This window comes from Micromonospora sp. NPDC049523, assembly GCF_040676775.1.
Classification (GTDB): domain Bacteria; phylum Actinomycetota; class Actinomycetes; order Mycobacteriales; family Micromonosporaceae; genus Micromonospora_G.
In genome coordinates, this window is record NZ_JBFAPP010000039.1 from 15,196 (window position 1) to 34,950 (window position 19,755).

Genomic DNA, 19,755 nt, shown 5'->3' on the forward strand with positions numbered 1-19,755 from the left:
GTACGCCGATGCCCCGCCCGTCCTCAGCCGGTCCGCCGGCCAACTCGCCCCGACCGGGCAACCCGTCCCGGTCGTCGGTGCAGTGGTCGTTGCTGACGACGGATCACACCCGTTCGAAGCTGGGTCGGCCCCGTGCCACGGTCGGTCCGCCCCGGGCGCCGCAGGAGCAGGAGCCCCCCACCCCGAACCGGACGAACTTCTGGGGTGGTTCGGCGCGCAGGTACCAGCCGGCACCCCGTCCCCGCCCCGGTCGCTCGGAGCGCCCCGGGGGCCGCCGCTGGATCGGGCCGCTCGCGGTGGTGCTGGTGCTGCTCGGGGTGTTCGCCACCGGGGCCGGGCTCGGGCAGTCCGGCGGCGGCCTCTGGGCCACGCTGATGAGCCGTTCGGACCGGCCGCCGCCGCTGGACTTCCCGGTGCTGGAACCGAGCCCACCGGTCAAGCTGGAGATCGACTCGATCGACGTACGCGCACCGGTGCACCGGGTCGGCCTGGCCGACGACGGTTCGATCGCCGTACCGGCGTTGGAGAAGCACAACGAGACCGGCTGGTACGAGCGCGGCCCCACACCGGGACAGTTCGGCCCGGCCATCATCGTCGGTCACGCGGACACCAAACAGGGCCCGTCGGTCTTCCACGACCTGGTCAAGCTCCGCCCCGGCGCGAAGATCAAGGTGACCCGGGAGGACCGGTCGGTTGCCATCTTCGAGGTCAACTCGGTGGAGCACTTCGACAAGGCCAAGCTCCCCGAGGAACGGCTCTACGGCTCGTACGAGCGGCCGGTGTTGCGCCTGATCACGTGCGGCGGCGAGTGGGTCGGTGGTGGGATCGGCTACGCGGACAACATCGTCGCCTTCGCCTCCCTGGTCGACTCCCGCGACGCCTGACACCCGCGACGCCTGATTCCTGCGGCGCCTGATTCCGCGGCGTTTGATCCTGCGACGCCTGACCTCGTGACCGTCGTTCACTCGACCGGTGGATCCGGTCGGTGATGCGAACCGGATTCGCCTGCCGGGTGAGGAGGATCGGGGGCGGGATCGTCCGCGGAGAAACGGGGCAGACATGTGGAAGCTGGCCGCCTTGACAGGCGCCACCGGATCCGTCCTGGTGCTGGCGCTGGGTGCGAGCATCACCCCGCCGGCCCGCTCGCCGGTCGAGCCGACGGGTGGTAGCGGGGTGTCGCGTGCGGCTCTGGACGACGACAACGCGAGCCCGCCCACCGCGACCAGCCACCCGGAGCAGCCACCGCCCCCTCAACTGCCGGCGGATTTCCGGGGAGTCGGCCGGTACCTCGTGCCCGACCTCGGGATCGACGTTCCTTTCACCTGGCAGGGGAGGGGCGGCGACAGTCAGATGGTCGCCGGTGGCCCGGAGCATCCGATCTGGTTCACCAACCTGATCTACCAGAACACGCTCTACACGCTCACGTACAAGTGGCCGAACATCCCACTGGAGCCGCCGCGCCCGTGCAGCAAGATCCCGGGGATCTTCAACCGCGACATTCTGAACGCGACCCTGAGGACCGCCCGTTTCGTGGGACCGGAGGTCCTCCAGGGAAGCAAGGACCGGCACGTCGATCATTGGCGGGTCGGTGTCGTCGGGGGCTCGACGAAGCCGGGGGAGTTCTTCCGGTTCCCGATCGCGCTCGGTGACGTGTACGTCGACCAGGGGGATCCGAGCCAGTGGTGGCAGGTGTTGCAGTTCGGCTTCCAGAACCTCTTCGACCCACAGTTGGACGAGTGGTTCACGATGACGACGTTCAGCCACCTGCCGGGACAGGTGACGCTGCCGGCAAGTTGTCCGCCTCCGACGCCTCCGACGCCGTCGGCCGGCACCTGGCAGGATGGGCAGCCGCTGCCGGCGCCCTGACGTCCACTCTCGTACGTCGTCCTCGATTCACTACGGCAGGGACCATGTACGAGCCGGCGGCACGACTCTCCTCGCCGGGCAGCTACGCGGCCGGCGGCCCGGCGAGCTGCACGACCTCGAACTCCAGCAGGTTGGCGCCGGTGGCGACCGGCTTGGGGCGTTCTCCGGCGGGAGTGCCGCCCTGGCCGTGCGCCGCCTGGGACGGACCCGCGGCCCAGGCCTGGTACGCCTCTTCGCTCTCCCACTTCGTGTAGACGAAGTAGCGGGTCTCCCCGCCGACCGGGCGGAGCAACTCGAAGCCGAGGAAGCCGGGCTGCTTGTCCACCGCGCCCTTGCGGGCGGCGAAGCGCCGCTCCAGTTCCTCGCCCGCGCCGGCCGGTACCTCGATAGCGTTGATCTTCACGACTGCCATGGCACCAGCCTAGGGGCTGAGCCGCCGGCCGTCGCCCGCCAAGCTGCTCGACCGGTCGCGTGTCACAGCCCGGCGACCGTCGGCCCATGTTCGGCCACCGAGGGTTCGGTGTCGACCACGATCGGGGCGTGGTCGGAGGGCCCGGTGCCCTTGCGCGCCTCCCGGTCCACGTACGCCGAGGAGACCGCGTCGGCGAAGGAGTCGGTCGCGTACACCAGGTCGATCCGCATGCCCTTGTTCTGGTGGAACATCCCGGCCCGGTAGTCCCAGTACGTGTACGGGTGCGGCCCCTTCATCGGCGTCGGCACCACGTCGCGCAGCCCGAGTTCGCGCAGCTCGGCGAGGGCCTGCCGCTCGGCCGGGGTGACGTGGGTCGAGCCGACGAAGAGCGCCGGGTCCCACACGTCGGCATCGGTCGGGGCGACGTTGTAGTCCCCGCACACGGTCAGCGGCCGGCCCGGTCGCAGTTCGGCGGCCAGTGCCTCGCGCAGCGCGGCCAGCCAGGCCAGCTTGTACGTGTAGTGCGGCGAGTCCGGGGTGCGCCCGTTCGGTACGTAGATCGACCAGACCCGTACGCCGCCGCAGGTGGCCGCGAGGGCGCGGGCCTCCGGTTCGGGGAAGCCGGGTTCACCGGCAAAGCCCACCGCCACGTCGTCGAGTCCGACGCGGGAGAGGATCGCCACCCCGTTCCAGCGGCCGTCACTGTGGCTCGCGGTGGAGTAGCCGAGCTCGCCGACCTCGGCGACCGGGAAGGCACCGTCCGGGCACTTCGTCTCCTGGAGGCAGACGACGTCCGGTTCGGTGTCGGCCAGCCAGCTCAGCAACCGGGGGAGCCGGGCCTTGACCGAGTTGACGTTCCAGGTAGCCAGGCGCATGTGCACAGCCTGCCGTACGCGGGGCCCGGTCGCAGACCTTGCCGCGCCGTCGTCGCGGGCACCGAGCGGCTCCGGCCGGCGGCGAGGTTCGCCACCGGCCGGAGCGAGACGGTCTGCTCGACCGTCGATCGGCCCGGGGGTCGATCGACGTCGACGTCGTCAGGTGCCGGGGGTGTCGCCCGGACGGGGGCCCTGCTGTTCGGCGAGGAACCGTTCCAGCTCCGCACCGAGTTCGTCGGCGGTCGGCAGGGGTCCGGTCTGGGCGGAGAGCAGGTTGGCGCCGCCGCGCCCGCGGGTGAAGGCGTCGTACTGCTCTTCGAGGGCGTGGACCAGTGCGCCGGCCTCGTCGGTCTGGGCCACCTGCCGGTCGATGTCGGTCCGGACCAGCTCGGCGGCGGTACGCAGACCCTCGGTGGGCAGGAGCAGCCCGGTCGACCGGGAGATGGAGCTGAGCAGCAGCTCGGCCGCGGCCGGGTATTCGGTCTGCGCCACGTAGTGCGGCACGTGCACCGCGAAGCCGATGGCGTCGCGGCCCTGCTGACCGAGGCGGAATTCCAGCAGGTGCCCGGCGCTGCCCGGCACCTGCACCCGCTGCAACCACGGCTCGTGCCCGCTGATCAGCTCGGGCCGGGTGGCGTGCGCGGTGACTCCGGTGGGCCGGGTGTGCGGGACAGCCATCGGAATCGAGTTCAGCCCCACGGTCAGGCGTACGCCGAGCTGGTTGGCGACCGCGATCACCGCGGCGGTGAACCGTTCCCACTGCATGTCCGGTTCCGGGCCGGTGAGCAGGAGCAGCGGCGTCCCCGCGTCGTCGTGCAGCAGGTGCAGTTCGAGTTTCGGATCCTCGTACGACTCCCAGTGGTCCTCGACGAAGATCATCGTGGGTCGCCGGGAGCGGTAGTCGAGCAGCTGGTCGATGTCGAAGGTGGCGATCGGCCGACCTTCCAGCGTCGACAGGAGCTGTTCCCGGGCGAGCCGGGTCGCGTTGCCGGCGTCGGTGAAGCCGGTCAGCGCCTGGATCAACACCGGCTGACCCAGCTCGGGCAGGTCGTCGGTGAGCTGGTAGAGCTCGTGCGGATCGAGCACCGGTAAGGACCTCCTCAACGGGATGCGCCTACGACAGGCGACACCTCGGTGTACGCAACGCTTCCGCCATCTTGGTCCATTCCGTTCGGCGACTCCGTCACCCCCCTTGAGCATGACTCGCGAGCGAGCGTCTGGGCAGGGGGCGTGGCGTCGGGTTGTCGCCGCCCGGCTGGAAAATCCGGCCGTACGACCCCCGGTCTACACCGCGGACAGCGCCTCCTGCCAGCACGGTTGGCCAAACGGCTGATACCGGGATCGCCTGTCGTTTCGGTCAATCTCCACCGAACAGTGGAGGGGTGGCGGTGGGGCTGGGCGTACGCGCCGGTTCGAAGGTAAATGCCGGGATGATCCGGTGGTCGCGCTATCGGAGGTATGACCGCCTCGCCGGAGATGGCGGCTCGGCTCCTGACCCGTCACCGGGTGCCCGGTTAGCCGACCGGCAAGTGTGGCGAGCGCCACGCGGTCACCCTCCGTAATTGCGTTTTTCCGTGCCTAGCCTCGTCGGATGCGTGACGACGACAGACTTGAACCCAAGGAAGACGCCGTAGGCACCACTGACCGTTCGGACGATGCGGCCTCCGACAAGGCGGCCACCGGCTCGTCCGGCCAAGACACCGACACCCGTGGGCGGCTCGACCGGCTCACCACCGCACTGCGGAGCACGACCGTGACCGCAACGCAGGGACTCGCCACCGCGATCACGGGACTCCGTCAAGAGTCACTCAACGTGATCACCAAAGCTTCGCGACTGCGGGCATCCGACCTGCGGGCCCTGGCCCGGCGATGGGGCTCACCCCGGCAGATCCGCCCGGTTCCCCGTACGGTGGCCGTCGGTCTGCTCTGCGCCCTCGGTCTGCTCGCCTTCACCCAGGGCCGGATCGTGACCGGGAACACACCCGCCGAGAGCGAGCCGAGCGCCGCGCGGTCCGCACTGGTCCAGCGGGCGCAGGCGGACCAGGCCGCGTCCCGGTCGGAGAAGCGTACGGAGGCCGCCCCGACGGCGACGGCCGATCCGGACGTGCCCGCGGCGCAACCGTCGCCGCCCCCGGCCGCCCCCGCGCCCGCCCCGCCGGTCGATCCGGGCCCGGTCGCCGGCCTGACCGGGGTGCAGATGGACAACGCCAAGGCCATCGTGCGTACCGGGCACGACATGGGTATGCCGCGTCGCGCCCTGGTCATCGGGGTGGCGACCGCGATGCAGGAGAGCAACCTGCTCAACCTGGCCAACAACGCCCTGCCCGAGTCGCTGAACCACTCGCACCAGGGCACCGGCTGGGACCACGACTCGGTCGGCCTGTTCCAGCAGCGGACCAGCAGCGGTTGGGGACCGGTCGACAAGCTGATGGACCCGGCGTACGCGACGGCGCAGTTCTTCAACGCGCTACGGCGGATCCCCGGCTGGCAGCAGATGGCGCTGACCGACGCGGCGCAGGCCGTACAGGTGTCGGCGTTCCCGGGCTACTACGCCCAGCACGAGGGCGCGGCGACCGAGGTGGTCGACGCGATCATCCCGCCGAACCGGTGACCACGATCCGGTCCAGGTCGGCCGTACGGCTACGCCGGTTGCCGAGCTCGACCGAGTTGTCACCGGCCAGCAGGGACAGCGTGATCGACACCTCGCCGACCGGTGCGCTGTCGGAGCCGGTGTCCGCGAACGACACGTCGCGCTGCTGGCCGTTCACGGTGAGCGTGCCCGACCGTCGCTGGGTGCTGAAGTAGTACAGGGTGAGGGTGTAGCGGCCGGCGGCGGGCACCGTGAGCCGGGTGAACCGGACCGTGTTGCCGGACCCGTCGCCGATGCCGGTGACCACCGCGCCGCCGGACGCCCCGCTGCGTGAACGGGTGCCGGTCCGGCCCCGCCGTTCCGCCGCCGACCCCTCCGCCTCCACCGACACGGTGAACACCGCCGGTGGTGGCGGTGGCGGCGGCGCCACCTGTGCGGGTTGGTTCGGCGCCGGTGGTGCCGGTGGCGGCGGCGCGGGCACACCGGTGCCACCGGGCGCCGGTGGGACCGCCGGGGCACCGCTCGGTGTGGCGATCGCCGTACGGGTCGCGCTCCGGCTCGCCGCGGGCGTACGGCTGCCGACGCTGGTCGAGCCGGGGACCGGGGTGGTGGCCGGGGTGCTCTCCGGGTCGGTCCCCCGGGTCAGGGCGAGCGGGGGTGGCTCCACCTGCCGGTCCGGCCCCGACTCGTCCGCACTACCAGAGAGCAGCACGGGTACGCCGACCGCCGCCGCCACGGTGGCGACGGCGACGAACGCGGTGACCCGCCAACGCCCGCCACGGGCCGTACCGCGTCGGGCGGCCCGTCTCCGGCCGGCGTCCCCGGTCGTCGGGGGCGGATCCGAGGGTTCGGGACCCGTCACGGTCACCACCGGGAGCAGTGCCGTCGCCGCGGCGTCCTCCGGACGTACCGGGCGCCGCCCACTGGGCGGGAGCCACCCACCGATCCGTAGTGGTACCGGACGCTCGTCGCCTGTCCCGGCCAAGTTGTCCTCCGTACGTCCCGGACCGTCCAACGCCCGACGACGCTACCGCAGCCGGACCGCCCGTACGGTGGCCCCTCCGATCGATGCCTGTGCCGCGCTCGTGGCGCCCACTTTGGACTGGTTGTCGGGCCGACCCGGTGTGGCGCTCGACCAGGGTGGGTACAACTGAGGGACAACGAGAGGGGTACGAGATGTCATCACTGGTACAACGAGTCAAAATCTTCCTCCAGTCTCCCCGGGGTCGGCAGTTGGTCGACCGGGGCCGGCGCGAGATGGCCAAGCCGAGCAACCAGCAACGGTTGCGCCAGCTCATGGCCCGATTCAACGGCCGTCGCCGCTGACCGCGCCGGGCAGGCCGCGACCCGTACCCCTTCCCGTCCCATGTCCGCGCAGCGATCCCTTCGGAGTGTCCCGTGACCGACTCTGACCCCACCGTCGCCCCGGCCACCCGCATCGACCCGTCCCCGGGCCTTCCCGACGTCGACCCGGCCGACGCCGGGGAACCGACCGCCGCCCCACCGGCGGGGTTGTGGGAGCGGATGCGCGACGACCCGCAGTACGCGCCGGAACACCTCGCCCTGGAGGCGGTACGCCGGCTCGGCCCGGAAGCGAAAGCCTGGGCCGAGTCCACCCGTGCCGCCCAACCCGGGCTCGACCGCGACGGGCTGGCCCAGCTCGCGACAAAACGGTTCGTTGCCCGCGCCCGCCTCTCCGGCGCGGTCTCCGGAGCCGCCGGGCTGCCCGGAGCGGTCCTCGACATCGGGGTGCTGGCCTGGACCCAGGCCCGGATGGTGCTGCACATCGCCGCCGCGTACGGCCTGGACCCGCAGCATCCGGACCGGGCCACCGACCTGCTGGTGTTGCAGAAGGTGCACAAGGCCGCCGAGACCGCGCGGCTGGCGCTGGGCGTGGCGGCCGGCCGGGAACGCGCCGGGGTGCTGTTCGGGGGTGGCAACACCCCGCTGCGCCAGGCGGTGCTGCGGCTGAGCGTACGGCTGGCCAAGATGGCCGGGATCCGGGCGGCGAAGCGGGTCTTCGCCAAGGTGATACCGGGCGCGGCGATCATCCTCGGCACCTGGGCCAACTCGTCGGCCACCACCGACCTGGCCAAGCGGACGGTCGAGCTATACGGCCAGCGTGCGATCAGCGCACCGGCCCAGCGCGGGTCCTGAACGAGCGGGGCACCCGGGGCGGGTTCAGCCACTGAAGCCGGACGCGCCCCAGGTGACCTCGGCGAGCTTGTTCTGACCGTCCACGTCCGGGTGGAAGTAGTCCAACCGGTTCAGCATGTCCAGGCTGAACCGCACCCGGTGCACCGCACCACCGTCACTGCGGCAGCGTGAGCCGTACGCCTTGCAGGCGGCGACGAGCTGCTTGTTGTACGCGTCGATCCGGGCCCGGAACAGCGACCGGCGGCTGACGTCGGCGTCGGCGGTCGAGGTCGGGTTCGCCAGCAGCGCCGGGCAGATGCCGCGGTTCCAGACCCGGACCACCTGGGTTTCCGGGTGGCCGATCTCCCAGAGGCGGTAGAGGTCGGGGATGCTCACCATCAGTACCCGCGCCTTCGGTCGCCCCTGCTTGAGTACGGCCAGGGCCCGGTCGACCTCGGACCGGAAGTCGGTCACCTCGGTCATGTCCTCGATCCGGCCCCGGCAGGCGTCGTTGGCGCCGATCAGCACGGTGACATAGTCCGCCTTGGCGTTCACCGCGGCCGTCGCCTGCTCCGGCAGTTGTCGTGCCCGTGCTCCGGCTGCCGCCTGGTTGTGCCCGTTGCCGCGGATCGCCGGGTTGGCCTCCAGCAGCCGCCGGTAGTGGCTGTCCACCCGCAGCCCGTCGCCGCTGGACCAGGAGTTGCGTTGGCAGTTGCTGAGCACCAGGCAGGTGCCGAAGCCGGTGGTGATGGAGTCGCCGAGCGCGGCCATCGACGCCGGTAGGTCGGGCCGGGCGGAGGGTGGCGGCGTTGGTGCGCCACTGGGCTGTCCGATCCCGCCGCCGCTACCGCCCTCACAGGCCAGTGCGGCCAGGGCGAGCAGGGTGACGGCGGCCGTGGTGGTCCAGCGACGAGACACTCTTTCCCCCGGTCCTTCAGCGGAAAGCACAGGCGCGGTAACTCTACGCTGACACCCCGATGGTCGGAACACCCTGCGCTGTCAGCTCTGTGGTTGCACGGCGCTGTCAGCTCTGTGGTTGCACGGCGCTGTCAGCTCTGCGGTTGCACAGCGCCGCCGGTGACCGCCACGAACCGGGTCGGCCGGATCGTGACCACGACCCGGTTCGGTATGTCGCTGATCTCGCCCTGCGCGCCGTACCGCCGCTGGAGGGACTGGTAGAACGACGCCTGATCGTCGTCCGGGTCGATCGACTCCACCACGCCGCGCACCTCCAGGGACCGGTAACCGTCCTCCGGGTCGGCGATGGAGAGCGCGACCCGGGGATCGTGTGCCAGGTTCCGGAACTTCTGCCGCGCCTTGGTGTGGGTCATCCGGATCCGCTCGCCGTCCCAGACGAACCACATCAGGCTGCTCTGCGGGCCGCCGTCGGGGCGGACCGTGGCCAGGTGGGTGAAGAGCGGGCGTTCGAGCAGATCCGCGTGGCTCGCGGGGACCGTGGGCTCAGTTGTCATGATCTCGTTCTACCCGGCTCGGCCGGGGGCGACAACCGGAACCGGGTCGCCCGGAACACCCGAACAGGTTAACCGGCGACCCGGCCGGGTAGTTCGACCAGATGGCGGGAAAATCGCAGCCCACCGGGGCAAGGGGGACGGTCGGGCACCCGTACAGCGCGCTCAACCTGCGGCTGGTGCTGGCCTCGTTCGGGCTGGTGGTCTCCGTGGGGCTGGGGGTGCTGGTGGTGCTCACCGGTCACTGGGTGCCCGCGGTGATCCTCTTCGTGCTCGCCGCCGTGGCCGTCGTCGACCTCGTGATCATCATGCGGCGGCGGGCTCAGCGACGCCGGGAGGAACCGCCGGGCACGAGCCACTCGCTCTTCGAGTAACAAGGGGTACGACATGTCGATCGCCACCATCAACCCGGCCAACGGACAACTGCTCAAGACCTACGACCCGATGTCACCCGAGCAGGTCGACGCGGCGATCGGACGGGCCGCCGACGCGTTCCGTACGCTGCACTCCACCACCTTCGCCGAACGCGGCCGGTGGATGAACGCCGCGGCCGACCTGCTGCTCCAGGAATGCGACGAGCTGGCCCAGCTGATGACCGTCGAGATGGGCAAGACCTTCGTCTCGGCCCGCGCCGAGGTGGCCAAGTGCGCCTCGGCCTGCCGGTTCTACGCGGCGAACGCCGAGCGGCTGCTCGCCGACGAGCCCGGCGACGCCAAGGCCGTCGGCGCCACCAGGGCCTTCACCCGTTATCAACCGCTCGGCCCGGTGCTGGCGGTGATGCCGTGGAACTTCCCGCTGTGGCAGGTGATGCGGTTCGCCGCGCCGGCCCTGATGGCCGGCAATGTCGGCCTGCTCAAGCACGCGTCCAACGTGCCGCAGACCGCGCTCTACCTGGACGAACTCTTCCGCCGGGCCGGTTTTCCGGTGGGTGCGTTCCAGGCCCTGATCGTCGGTTACGAGGCGGTCGAGCAGGTGTTGGTCGACCCGAGGGTCCGGGCCGCGACGCTCACCGGCAGCGAACGCGCCGGCCGCTCGGTCGCCCGGATCGCCGGCCAGGAGATCAAGAAGACGGTGCTGGAACTGGGCGGCAGCGACCCGTTCGTGGTGATGCCCTCGGCCGACGTCGAGCGGGCCGCCGAGGTGGCCACCACCGCCCGGTGCCAGAACAACGGCCAGTCGTGCATCGCCGCCAAGCGGTTCATCGTGCACACCGACGTCTTCGACGCGTTCGCCGAGGCGTTCGCGCTCCGGATGGACGCGTTGCAGGTCGGCGACCCGATGGACCCCACCACCGACGTCGGCCCGCTCGCCACCGAACAGGGGCGCATCGACGTGGAGGAACAGGTGGACGACGCGGTCCGGCTGGGCGCGCGGGTGCTCTGCGGCGGGCAGCGACCCGAGGGGGACGGGTGGTTCTACCCGCCGACCGTGGTCACCGACCTGACCCCGTCGATGCGCATGTGGACCGAGGAGGTCTTCGGCCCGGTGGCGGGACTGTTCCGGGTCGACTCGTACGAGGAGGCGATCGACCTGGCCAACGGCACCAACTTCGGGCTCGGCTCGAACGCCTGGACGCGTGACCCGGCCGAGCAGGAACGCTTCGCGCGGGATCTCGACGCGGGCAGCGTCTTCATCAACGGCATGACCACCTCCTTCCCGGAACTGCCCTTCGGCGGAGTGAAGAACTCCGGTTACGGCCGGGAGTTGTCCGCCCACGGCATCCGGGAGTTCTGCAACACCAAGACGGTCTGGGTGGGGGAGGGCACGGCGACCGGCGGCGCCGGTTCACACAGCGAGTAGTGGCGCCGCCGAGAGGCGTTTGCCGTAACCGCGCGGCCCGGACCAGCCTTGCTATGATCCCCGCTCTGATGATCCAGACCATCCAGGGGAGCCCAGTGCAAACGGCGACGGACGGTCCGGCAGCTCCGGTGAGTGATGCAACCGTCGAGTTGCCCCGCCAGGATGCTGTTCCATCCAAACAGGTCGTGGAGAAGGCGGTTTCCCGCCCCCGGGGCGGCGGAAGACTTTACGTGCTCGACCTGCTCCGCTTCGTGGCCGCGCTGATGGTTTTCGCGTACCACACGCTGAATGCGTATCAATGGGGCGGCGAACTCGACCGTGATTCGCTGGTCTGGTACGGCTGGCTGGGGGTCCAGCTTTTCTTCATCATCAGCGGCTTCGTCATCTGCATGAGCTCGTGGGGGCGTACGCTCTCCGAGTTCTTCACCTCGCGTGCCGTCCGGCTACTGCCGGCGTACGTCGTTGCCGTACTGCTGACGTCAACCGTTCTGTTGATCTGGCCGACTCCCGAGGGCAGCCCGCGCAGCCTCGACGTACTCGCCAACCTGACCATGCTCCAGGGATTCATGGATCTCCCCAACATCGATCCCGTCTACTGGAGCCTGCTGGTGGAGGTCAAGTTCTATCTGATCTTCGCCATCGTCGTTCATGCCGGGGTCACCTACCGCCGGGTCGTCCTGTTCTGCGCCGTCTGGCTCACCGCCTCGCTGCTTGCCCAGGCGGGTAAGTCCGATCTGCTCACCGCAATTGTCGAACCACGCTTCGCGAGCTACTTCGTGGCCGGAATCGCCCTCTACCTGATGCACCGGTTCGGGCCCAACCTCCTGCTCTGGGGAATGCTCGGTACCTGCTGGGTCCTCTGCGCAATATCGCTGCACGGTCAGGTCGCCCTGGGAGTCAGCTTCGGTGAGCCGGTCAGGTTCCACGTCGCGCTCGTTATACAGACGCTGATCTTCGTGGTCATGATTGCGGTGGCGCTCGGTTGGCTCGACTGGATTCGTTGGAGTGGGCTGACCTTGCTCGGGGCGCTGACCTATCCGGTCTACCTGTTGCATGTGCAACTCGGCAAGGTCACCGTCGAGCAACTGCGTGACCGTGTTCCGCACGGCCTGCTGCTCGCCGGCATCGCGGTTGGCATCCTGGTCATCTCGTTCCTGATCCACCGCCTGGTGGAGCGGCCGGCTACACCCTGGCTGCGTACCCGGCTGCGCGCCAGCTTCGACCAGGTCCGCGAACGTCACTGAGCCGGGTCCCCCTAGGCTGTGCCGCATGGAGGCACTCTTCGAGGTCGTTCTGTTCCTGGCGATCGCGACCCTGGGCGCCGCCCTGGCCCGCCGATTCGGCCTGCTCGCGCCGATCGTCCTGCTCGTGGTCGGGGTGGCGCTCTCGTTCGTGCCCGGCTTCCCGTTGGTACGCCTCGACCCCGAACTCGTGCTGGTCGGCATCCTGCCACCGCTGCTGTACGTCGCCGCGATCCAGACCTCGGTGCCGGCGTTCCGGCACAACCTGCGGCCGATCCTGCTGCTCGCCATCGGGCTGGTGCTGTTCACCGCGTTCCTGGTCGGCTTCGTGGTGCACGCGGTGCTGCCGGACGTACCGCTGGCGATCTGCCTGGCCTTCGGCGCGGTCGTCGCGCCGCCCGACGCGGTCGCCGCCACCGCGGTCGCGCGCCGGATCGGCCTGCCCCGACGGGTGGTGACCATCCTGGAGGGCGAAAGCCTGATCAACGACGCCACCGCGCTGGTGCTGCTGCGGGTGGCTACCCTGGCGGCGATCGGCAGCGGGCTCGACACCTGGGGAGTCGCCGGGCAGGTGCTGCTCACCGCCGGTGGCGGGCTGCTCGTCGGGCTGGTCGGGGTGGTGGTCATCGGCTACCTGCACAAGCGGATCAAGGACCCGATCCTGGACAACACCCTGTCGCTGCTCACCCCGTTCATCGTGGTGTTCCTCGCCGAGGAGATCCACGCCTCCGGTGTGGTCGCCGTGGTGGTGGTCGGGCTGGCCCTGGGACACAAGCTGCCGGTGCTGCTCTCCGCCGCCTCCCGGCTCCAGACGATGGCCTTCTGGCGGCTGGTCACCTTCCTGCTCGAGGGCCTGGTGTTCCTGCTCGTCGGGCTGCAACTGCGGGACCTGCTGACCCGGCTCGACACCGAGATCGGCACGATGGTGCTGGTCACCGTCGCGGTGCTGGGTACGGTCTTCCTCACCCGGTTCCTCTGGATCTTCCCGGCCAGCCTGTTGGTCCGGCTGGTGCCGCAGGTACGCCGCAACGGGACCGCGCTACCGGCCCGGATATCGGCCGTCCTGTCCTGGGCGGGGATGCGCGGGGTGGTCACCCTCGGCGCGGCGCTCGCGCTGCCGCTGCCCAGCGACGAGCTGGCCTACCCGAGGGACCTGTTCGTCTGGCTCGCGTTCGCGGTGATCGTGGTGACCCTCGGGCTTCAGGGTGCCACCCTGCCGATGGTCGCCCGCCGGCTGCGGCTCCCGGCCGACGACCCGGCCAAGGACGCCCTCGCCGAGGCGGCGGTCCAGCAGCAGGCCGGCCGGGCGGCGAAGGAACGGCTGGAGGCGGAGGCCGAGGGCTCACCGCCAGCGGTGGTCGAGCGCCTCCGGGCGATGGTCGAGTATCGCAGCAACAGCGCCTGGGAGCGGCTGGGGGGCGACGGACGGGAAACGCCCTCGCAGGCGTACGGTCGGCTGCGGCAGGAGATGATCGACGCGGAGCGCGAGGTGTTCCGGACCGCCCGCGACCAGGGGCGGATCACGGAAGAGGTGCTCGTGCGCGCGTACCGCGATCTGGATCTGGAAGAGTCGCTGCTGCGACGGAAGGGTGAGCGATGAGCTGCGCACATCTGGCCGAGGCGGCCAAACCGGAACCGCAGAGCACCGACGGCTGCCAGGACTGCCTGGAGAACGGCTGGTCCGACTGGGTGCACCTGCGCCTCTGCCTGACCTGCGGTCGGGTGAGCTGCTGCGACTCGTCGCCGCGCCGGCACGCCACCGCCCACTTCCACGCCACCGAGCACCCGGTCATCCAGTCGTTCCAGCCCGGTGAATCCTGGCGCTGGTGCTACGCCGACGAACAGGTCGGCTGACCGGCCCGCTGTTCGTCCAGCGGTTGCTCCCTCGGACGGGGCGGCTGTTCGCCTCAGGTGGCAGCTGTTCGCGCCAGGTGGGCGGCGGCTGTTCGCCTCAGGTGCGCGGCTGTTCGCCTCAGGTGGGCGGCGGCTGTTCGCCGCCGAGCGGGCGCAGCCGCAGCGTGTCGTCGTCGACCGCGACCAGGTGGAAGACCGTACTGCCGCGGCCGGCGGGACCGGTCAGCCGTAGCCGGTCGTCAGCGTCCGTACGCCACTGTCCGGGTGCGCGGGTCGGTGCGTCGGCCGGCCCCGGCAGGTAGTCGATGAACGTGCCGTCCGGGCGGAACTCGATCCCGTCCCGGCCCCGTGCCGGCGGGAGCGGACGGTCGGCGGGCCGGTAGACGCGTACGTCCGCGTCGTCCTCCTCGCGGACGTGCACCCAGCGGCGGAACAGCGCCTCCGGCGGTTGCTCGGTCATCCTGTCAGTGTGGCACCGGCCGCCAGCGCGGCGCGGGGTCCGGCCAGGGTGGCGGCCATCCGGGCGACCTGCCCGGCGGTGAACATCACCATCGAATCATCGTCGGTGTAGTCCATGAAGTTCATGAACATGTCCCCGTCCGGGCCGTTGTCGCAGGTCACCCTCGGGAAGCTCGGTCGGCCGTAGTTCGGCCCGGCCTGGTTGGGGGTGTCCGAGACGAAGTCGTCGCCCCCGCAGCCGTCCCCGTCGTCACCCCAGATGTGCCGCAGGTTCAGCCAGTGTCCGACCTCGTGCGTGCAGGTCCTGCCCCGATCGAACGGCGCCACGGCGGTGCCGGTGGTGCCGAAGGCGGAGTGCAGCAGCACCACCCCGTCGGTCTCCGCCGGCCCGCCGGGAAACTGGGCGTAACCGAGCACCCCGCCGGACAGTTGGCAGATCCACATGTTCAGGTAACGCTCGGCCGGCCACGGGTCGACCCCGCCGCTGCCCGCCGACTTCACCGCGTCGTCCTCCGGCGCGAATCCGGTCACCTCGGTCCGGGTACGGGTGATACCCGTGGTCGGTGCGCCGGTCGGATCGGTCTCGGCGAGGAAGAACTCCACCCGCGCGTCCGCCACCACCGACCGCCACACCTCGGGTACGCCGGTCCAGTCCTCGTTGCGCTGCCGGAAGTCCGCGTTGAGTACGTCGAGCTGGCTGCGTACCTGCTCGTCGTCGACGTTCTGCGCCTCGTCGTGCCACACCACGTGCGCGACCACGGGAATCCGTACCACCTGGTCGAGTCGGGAGCGCCCGCGCCGGCACTCGTGGAAGGTGAAGTTCTCGATCTCGGCGGCGGCGGTCGCGTACCCCTCGCGGGTGTCCAGCAGCCGCCGGTGCACCGGCATCGTCGCGCACCGACTCCGCACCACCGCCCCGCCCGCCACTGCCCGTACCTCCGTCATCCCCCGATTGTGGACCCGCCCGCCCTTCCGACTCCAAGATCCCCGCACTTTCACTGAAAGAGGGGCTAAATCGCGCTCGATTACCACTCATTCTCTACAACAGGCGCCTCAAATGATCGCGTCGCGCGTTCGGCGGGCGCATTCTCGGGGGAGTGCGGTTGGGACGGTTTCGAACGGTGTGACGCGTTGATCCTTTACATCAAATTCGATGTACGTACACCGCTGGATGTACGCCCTGACCCAGTCAGCTACCGGCGCGGGCGCTGGCAGGCACGGATGTGGCTGGCGGGATGGTCGGCTGCATGATCCACGCGCGCTCATGCGTCAATCGGGGTGGCGACGCGACAGCCCAGCGAGCACCGATCATGAGTCGCGAGTAAGCCGGGCTGCTCGCCTAGGTCCCGGGTCGGGGACCGCCATAGACGTCAGTCGTTCTGCGTTCCGACACGCCGTCCGGAATGCAGCAGAACATCTGACGATCATGCCCTGTGAACTCGTCAATCGTGCACGCGGTCAAGCGCGGCTCGTGATGTCGGTACACGGGGCCGGCGCCTGTTCAGATCGGCGGTTGGGCCGTGACGAACGAACCTTGCAGAGCACCCATGACGCATCGTGCGGGGCGGGTGTTCGACGCGGAGGCGATCGGGGAGTTGTGCCATCCGTGCGCGAGGGCGCGTACGCGGGAGGAGCCCGAGCACCGGCGCCTGGACAGCGGGGACGGTGGGCCGTACGCGTACATGCGTGACCGGTGTTGCGAGTGCCCGTGTGGCCTGCACCGAGAGGCTGGGACAGGTGCGACGGGCCGACGGTCACGTTGCCGCGATGACGGTCGCCCCCCGAAGCCCCAGACCCCTCACACCGCCCCCTCCCCCCCCCGGTAGCGCGACGATCTTGCACTTGTGGTGGTGCGCAATTCCGGATGAGTGCCCCGATCCGGGCGCCACAAGTGCAAGATCGTCGGCGGGGGCGGGCGGGGGCGGGGGCGGGGGCGGGCGGGGGGTGGGTTAGGTGCAGGGGATGCCGTTGAGGGTGAAGAGGCCGGGGGGTGGGTTGGGGCCGGCGGTCGGGGTGGTGGCGTTCAGGCCGAAGGTGGCCGTACCGCCGGGGGAGATGCGGGCGTTGTAGGTCTCGTTCTGGGCGGTGACCGTGGCGCCGGACTGGGTCGCCCGGGTCATCCACGCCTCGCGCAGCCGCTGGTCACCGGTGAAGGCGAAGCGGGCGGTCCAGCCGTCGATCGGGGTGGTGCCGGTGTTGGTGATGGTCACCTGGGCGGTGAAGCCGCCACCTCCCTGCCAGGCGCCGTAGTTGACGTAGCCGACCCGGCAGTTCGCCGCCGGTGGTGCGGCGGCGGCGCCCTGGTCGGCCAGGAACGAGGCGATCCAGGCCAGTGCCGAGTTCCAGTTGACCGCCACCTCGTTGGTCGCGTACGAGGCGATGTCGTCGACGTAGCAGAACATCGGGGCGCAGCCCGCGAGGAGGTTCGCCGCGAACGGGTCGTCCAGGCTGGCGTTGGCGCCACCGGCGATCGAGCCGGCGGGCGGGTTCGGCAGGGACGGGTCGTACTGGTTGCCGAAGATCCGGCTGTGCTGGTTGCGGGACGCCTGCTCGCCCCAGCCGGTCACGTACGACTGGTTCAGCGCGTTGCGGCCGAAGATGTAGTCCATCCCCTGCACCGCACCGTCGCGGTAGCGTACGTCCCGGCTCAGGTCGTACGCCGTGGCGAGCACCACCGCGTTGTTGATGATGTTGCTGTTCGCGCCCCAGAAGTAGCTGCCCGGTCCACCCGGCATCGGCAGCCCGTACGCCTGGCCGGCGAGGGTGGTGAGGTAGCCGTCGGCGGCGGTCAGCACCGAGGCCCGGATCCGGTCGCGTTCCTGCGGTGCCAGCCCGCTCGGCACGGTGGCCAGGTCGAGCCGGCCGAGTGCCGCCGTGCTGCCCCAGCCGAAACCGTTGGCGTCGAAGACGTTGCCGGTGTGGTGCGGCGACGCGCTCAGGTCGGCCAGGTAGTTCGCCGCGCCGGTGCTGAGGTACAGCTCCGCGGCGGCCCAGTAGAACTCGTCGCTGACGTCGTTGTCGCTGTAGGTGCCGCCGCCGTTGCCGTCGTTCGGGCTGGCGTACACGGCGGGGTTGGCCTTGGCCGCCGCGTACGCGGTCCGGGCGGCGGTGGCGCACCTGGCCGCGAAGGCTGCGTCGTAGGTGGCGTAGAGCCGGGCGCACTGGGCTGCGGTCGCGGCCAGGTTGAGCGTCGCGGCGGTCGACGGCGGGTGCAGTTCGCGCAGTTGCGGGTCGGCCTCGGGGGCCAGTGGCAGCCCGGTCCAGTTCTGGTCGTGCAGCTTGTGGTGGGCCATGCCGGCCTTCGGCTTGCCGGCCGGGACCTGCATCCGGAGCAGGAACTCCAGTTCCCAGCGTGCCTCGTCGAGGATGTCGGGCACCCCGTTGTCGCGCTCGGGGACCCGCAGCGTGCTGTCGCCGAGTCCGGCACCGGCGCCGCCGGTGGGCGCGGTCTTGGTCCGCTCGAAGGCGTTCAGCAGCTGGTAGGTGGCGATGCCCCCGTTGACGACGTACTTGCCGTGGTCGCCGGCGTCGTACCAGCCGCCCCGGCCGTCGAGGCGGTAGTCGCAGACGCCGGGCTGGCACGGCACGTCGGTGTCGCCCCGGTTCGGTGCCACGCCGAGGTGGCCGGCGGGGCGGGCGTATTCGTCGCCGACGAGGTCGCCGTCGATCGCGATGCCGCTGCGCTGGATGTAGAAGAACTGGAGCGAGTCGGAGCGCAGTTGCCGGTAGAGGTCACCGGAGATGTCGAACGGGTGGCTGGTCTCGCCGTCGGCGGTCAGCGTGTAGCCGGTGCCGGCGGTCCGGTGTGCGGAGAAGTCGATCGTCTGCACCCGTTGGCCGGAGGCGGCGTCCAGGCCACGCGGGGTGGCCAGTCCCTGTGCGACGACCGTTCCGGCGGCTGACTTGAGCTGCCAGGGCAGGGGTTCGGTGGCGGTACTGACCACGGTGGCGTTCTTCGGGCCGCCGGGCAGGTAACCGACCTGGTTGACGCGTACCCGTGGGCCGGTCTCCGGCACGTACGGCGGCTCTTCCTCACCGCCGCGCAGCGAGACGTTGTCGAGGCAGAGGGTGTAGCCGGCGGCGTTGCCGCCGACCTGGAAGGCGACCTGGCCCAGCTCGGTGTCCATGGTGGCGGTGAAGGTCCGCGTGATCCGCTGCGGGGTCGCGGTCAGCGGCAGGTCCGCGGCGAAGAACGAGGTGTACGGTTCCGCGCCGAGCTGCACCGCCGCGCGGACCGTGGCACCGGGTGCGGCGGAGGCGTCGAAGGCGAGGGTGTACTCCGCCCCGGCGACCAGCGGCACGTCGTTCTGCCCGACGCCGCCGTCCCAGGGGTTGGCCAGCCCGCCGGGGACCGCCGAGCAGAGCCTGCCGTCCTGCACGCCGGTGCTGGTGGTCCCGTACGAGTACCAGCCGTCGCTGCCGTTGGCGAAGTCGCCGTTGGTGAGCTGCTCGGGACCGGCCGGGTCGTCCGGCGGCTCGGTGCCGGCCTCGCTGCTCAGCGACACGTCGTCGAGGCAGAACGTGTACGGCTGGGCGCTGCCGCCGAGTTGGAAGGTGAGGGTGCCGTTGGTGGAGTCGAGGGTGCCGGTGAAGTCGTACCCGAAGGTCTGCCCGGCCGGGGTAAGCGCCAGGTCCCGGGCCAGCACCGTGCTGTACGGCGCCTCGTTGAGCTGCACGTTCGCCTTGACCGTGGTCGGGGCGCTGGCGGAGGCGTGCAGCGACAGCGCGTACGCGGCGCCGTCGACCAACGGGATGTCGTTGTGTCCGAGGCTGGCGTCCCAGGGGTTGGCCAGGCCGCCCGGCACCTGTGCACAGAGCCGGCCGTCGACCACGCTGAGGGTGAGGTTGTCGGTCGCCCACCACGGGTCGGTGCCGCTGTCGAAGGTGCCGTTGACGATGTGTTCGGTGGGGGCGGCGTGGGCTGCGCCGCCGGTCAGGCCGGTGCCGGTGACGGCGAGGGCGGTCGCGGCGAGGAGCGCGACGGCCCGCCGCAGGCGTCGGGGTCGGGTCACGGAGCTTCCTTCCGGTGGGGGCGTGCCCGCGGTGACGCCGA

19 protein-coding genes are annotated in these 19,755 nt (G+C 70.7%); 10 read left to right on the forward strand and 9 right to left on the reverse strand.

Annotated elements, in window-relative coordinates; all coding sequences use genetic code 11:
• Nucleotides 1-8: 8 nt before the first annotated feature.
• Together AB0J90_RS34195 and AB0J90_RS34200 are read left to right on the forward strand one after the other, a co-directional pair.
• Nucleotides 9-884, forward strand: coding sequence for a class F sortase (locus tag AB0J90_RS34195; RefSeq protein ID WP_363603215.1), 876 nt, complete (start codon nt 9-11; stop codon nt 882-884).
• A 193-nt stretch (nt 885-1,077) separates the two neighbouring features.
• Nucleotides 1,078-1,866, forward strand: a complete 789-nt coding sequence (locus tag AB0J90_RS34200; RefSeq protein ID WP_363603217.1) for a hypothetical protein — start codon at nt 1,078-1,080, stop codon at nt 1,864-1,866.
• A gap of 82 nt (nt 1,867-1,948) precedes the next feature.
• Here the strand turns inward: AB0J90_RS34200 and AB0J90_RS34205 are convergent, their stop codons facing one another.
• The 3 genes from AB0J90_RS34205 to AB0J90_RS34215 form a co-directional block, all read right to left on the reverse strand.
• Entirely contained in the window at nt 1,949-2,278 is a 330-nt protein-coding gene (locus AB0J90_RS34205; RefSeq protein ID WP_363603219.1) for an antibiotic biosynthesis monooxygenase, read from the reverse strand.
• 62 nt (nt 2,279-2,340) lie between these two features.
• Complete coding sequence (locus AB0J90_RS34210) at nt 2,341-3,153, reverse strand: exodeoxyribonuclease III (RefSeq protein WP_363603221.1); 813 nt, start codon at nt 3,151-3,153, stop codon at nt 2,341-2,343.
• A gap of 159 nt (nt 3,154-3,312) precedes the next feature.
• The gene (locus AB0J90_RS34215) at nt 3,313-4,239 is read right to left on the reverse strand and encodes a PAC2 family protein (RefSeq protein ID WP_363603223.1); all 927 of its coding nucleotides are present in this window, start codon (nt 4,237-4,239) and stop codon (nt 3,313-3,315) included.
• A 505-nt stretch (nt 4,240-4,744) separates the two neighbouring features.
• On the opposite strand from AB0J90_RS34215, the gene AB0J90_RS34220 reads away from it, so the two are divergent.
• Nucleotides 4,745-5,764 carry a peptidase M23 gene (locus AB0J90_RS34220; protein WP_363603225.1) on the forward strand — a complete coding sequence of 340 codons (1,020 nt, stop codon included), beginning with the start codon at nt 4,745-4,747 and terminating at the stop codon, nt 5,762-5,764.
• Here AB0J90_RS34220 and AB0J90_RS34225 read toward each other — a convergent pair.
• Nucleotides 5,745-6,605 (reverse strand): hypothetical protein, encoded by an 861-nt coding sequence (locus AB0J90_RS34225; RefSeq protein WP_363603227.1) that lies wholly within the window; start codon nt 6,603-6,605, stop codon nt 5,745-5,747. The two genes, AB0J90_RS34220 and AB0J90_RS34225, sit on opposite strands and share 20 nt — an antisense overlap.
• A 314-nt stretch (nt 6,606-6,919) precedes the next feature.
• Here AB0J90_RS34225 and AB0J90_RS34230 point away from each other — a divergent pair, with 314 nt between their 5' ends.
• Together AB0J90_RS34230 and AB0J90_RS34235 are read left to right on the forward strand one after the other, a co-directional pair.
• A complete protein-coding gene (locus tag AB0J90_RS34230; protein WP_326559647.1) occupies nt 6,920-7,069 on the forward strand; it encodes a hypothetical protein in 150 nt (49 codons plus the stop codon).
• Between the two features lie 111 nt (nt 7,070-7,180).
• Entirely contained in the window at nt 7,181-7,900 is a 720-nt protein-coding gene (locus AB0J90_RS34235) for an EcsC family protein (RefSeq protein ID WP_363603259.1), read from the forward strand.
• A gap of 24 nt (nt 7,901-7,924) precedes the next feature.
• Here the strand turns inward: AB0J90_RS34235 and AB0J90_RS34240 are convergent, their stop codons facing one another.
• Complete coding sequence (locus AB0J90_RS34240) at nt 7,925-8,797, reverse strand: GDSL-type esterase/lipase family protein (RefSeq protein ID WP_363603229.1); 873 nt, start codon at nt 8,795-8,797, stop codon at nt 7,925-7,927.
• A gap of 131 nt (nt 8,798-8,928) precedes the next feature.
• Entirely contained in the window at nt 8,929-9,351 is a 423-nt protein-coding gene (locus AB0J90_RS34245) for a PPOX class F420-dependent oxidoreductase (RefSeq protein WP_363603231.1), read from the reverse strand.
• Nucleotides 9,352-9,452: 101 nt separating this feature from the next.
• Here AB0J90_RS34245 and AB0J90_RS34250 point away from each other — a divergent pair, with 101 nt between their 5' ends.
• The 5 genes from AB0J90_RS34250 to AB0J90_RS34270 all read left to right on the forward strand — a co-directional run bounded on the left by AB0J90_RS34250 (nt 9,453) and on the right by AB0J90_RS34270 (nt 14,243).
• Nucleotides 9,453-9,722: a DUF6343 family protein gene (locus AB0J90_RS34250; protein WP_363603233.1), complete on the forward strand. Its 270-nt coding sequence runs from the start codon at nt 9,453-9,455 to the stop codon at nt 9,720-9,722.
• A gap of 13 nt (nt 9,723-9,735) precedes the next feature.
• A complete protein-coding gene (locus AB0J90_RS34255) occupies nt 9,736-11,148 on the forward strand; it encodes an NADP-dependent succinic semialdehyde dehydrogenase (RefSeq protein WP_363603235.1) in 1,413 nt (470 codons plus the stop codon).
• 128 nt (nt 11,149-11,276) lie between these two features.
• Nucleotides 11,277-12,392 (forward strand): acyltransferase, encoded by a 1,116-nt coding sequence (locus AB0J90_RS34260; protein ID WP_363603237.1) that lies wholly within the window; start codon nt 11,277-11,279, stop codon nt 12,390-12,392.
• A gap of 25 nt (nt 12,393-12,417) precedes the next feature.
• Nucleotides 12,418-13,989 carry a Na+/H+ antiporter gene (locus AB0J90_RS34265; RefSeq protein ID WP_363603239.1) on the forward strand — a complete coding sequence of 524 codons (1,572 nt, stop codon included), beginning with the start codon at nt 12,418-12,420 and terminating at the stop codon, nt 13,987-13,989.
• Nucleotides 13,986-14,243, forward strand: a complete 258-nt coding sequence (locus AB0J90_RS34270) for a UBP-type zinc finger domain-containing protein (RefSeq protein WP_363603241.1) — start codon at nt 13,986-13,988, stop codon at nt 14,241-14,243. Before AB0J90_RS34265 ends, AB0J90_RS34270 begins: the two co-directional genes overlap by 4 nt.
• 118 nt (nt 14,244-14,361) lie before the next feature.
• Here AB0J90_RS34270 and AB0J90_RS34275 read toward each other — a convergent pair whose 3' ends face one another.
• From AB0J90_RS34275 to AB0J90_RS34285, 3 genes are all read right to left on the reverse strand, one after another.
• Nucleotides 14,362-14,703, reverse strand: coding sequence for a hypothetical protein (locus AB0J90_RS34275; protein WP_363603243.1), 342 nt, complete (start codon nt 14,701-14,703; stop codon nt 14,362-14,364).
• Entirely contained in the window at nt 14,700-15,647 is a 948-nt protein-coding gene (locus AB0J90_RS34280; protein ID WP_363603245.1) for a zinc metalloprotease, read from the reverse strand. Before AB0J90_RS34280 ends, AB0J90_RS34275 begins: the two co-directional genes overlap by 4 nt.
• Nucleotides 15,648-16,651: 1,004 nt before the next feature.
• Entirely contained in the window at nt 16,652-19,714 is a 3,063-nt protein-coding gene (locus tag AB0J90_RS34285) for a glycoside hydrolase family 9 protein (RefSeq protein WP_363603247.1), read from the reverse strand.
• Nucleotides 19,715-19,755: the final 41 nt, after the last annotated feature.

Excerpts from the sequence above, each read along its gene's own strand:
- AB0J90_RS34210 (WP_363603221.1), bottom strand. The coding sequence starts at position 3,153 with ATGCGCCTGGCTACCTGGAACGTCAACTCGGTCAAGGCCCGGCTCCCC.
- AB0J90_RS34280 (WP_363603245.1), bottom strand. The coding sequence starts at position 15,647 with ATGACGGAGGTACGGGCAGTGGCGGGCGGGGCGGTGGTGCGGAGTCGG.
- AB0J90_RS34230 (WP_326559647.1), top strand. The coding sequence starts at position 6,920 with ATGTCATCACTGGTACAACGAGTCAAAATCTTCCTCCAGTCTCCCCGG.
- AB0J90_RS34205 (WP_363603219.1), bottom strand. The coding sequence starts at position 2,278 with ATGGCAGTCGTGAAGATCAACGCTATCGAGGTACCGGCCGGCGCGGGC.
- AB0J90_RS34275 (WP_363603243.1), bottom strand. The coding sequence starts at position 14,703 with ATGACCGAGCAACCGCCGGAGGCGCTGTTCCGCCGCTGGGTGCACGTC.
- AB0J90_RS34220 (WP_363603225.1), top strand. The coding sequence starts at position 4,745 with ATGCGTGACGACGACAGACTTGAACCCAAGGAAGACGCCGTAGGCACC.
- AB0J90_RS34195 (WP_363603215.1), top strand. The coding sequence starts at position 9 with ATGCCCCGCCCGTCCTCAGCCGGTCCGCCGGCCAACTCGCCCCGACCG.
- AB0J90_RS34250 (WP_363603233.1), top strand. The coding sequence starts at position 9,453 with ATGGCGGGAAAATCGCAGCCCACCGGGGCAAGGGGGACGGTCGGGCAC.
- AB0J90_RS34255 (WP_363603235.1), top strand. The coding sequence starts at position 9,736 with ATGTCGATCGCCACCATCAACCCGGCCAACGGACAACTGCTCAAGACC.
- AB0J90_RS34265 (WP_363603239.1), top strand. The coding sequence starts at position 12,418 with ATGGAGGCACTCTTCGAGGTCGTTCTGTTCCTGGCGATCGCGACCCTG.
- AB0J90_RS34270 (WP_363603241.1), top strand. The coding sequence starts at position 13,986 with ATGAGCTGCGCACATCTGGCCGAGGCGGCCAAACCGGAACCGCAGAGC.
- AB0J90_RS34245 (WP_363603231.1), bottom strand. The coding sequence starts at position 9,351 with ATGACAACTGAGCCCACGGTCCCCGCGAGCCACGCGGATCTGCTCGAA.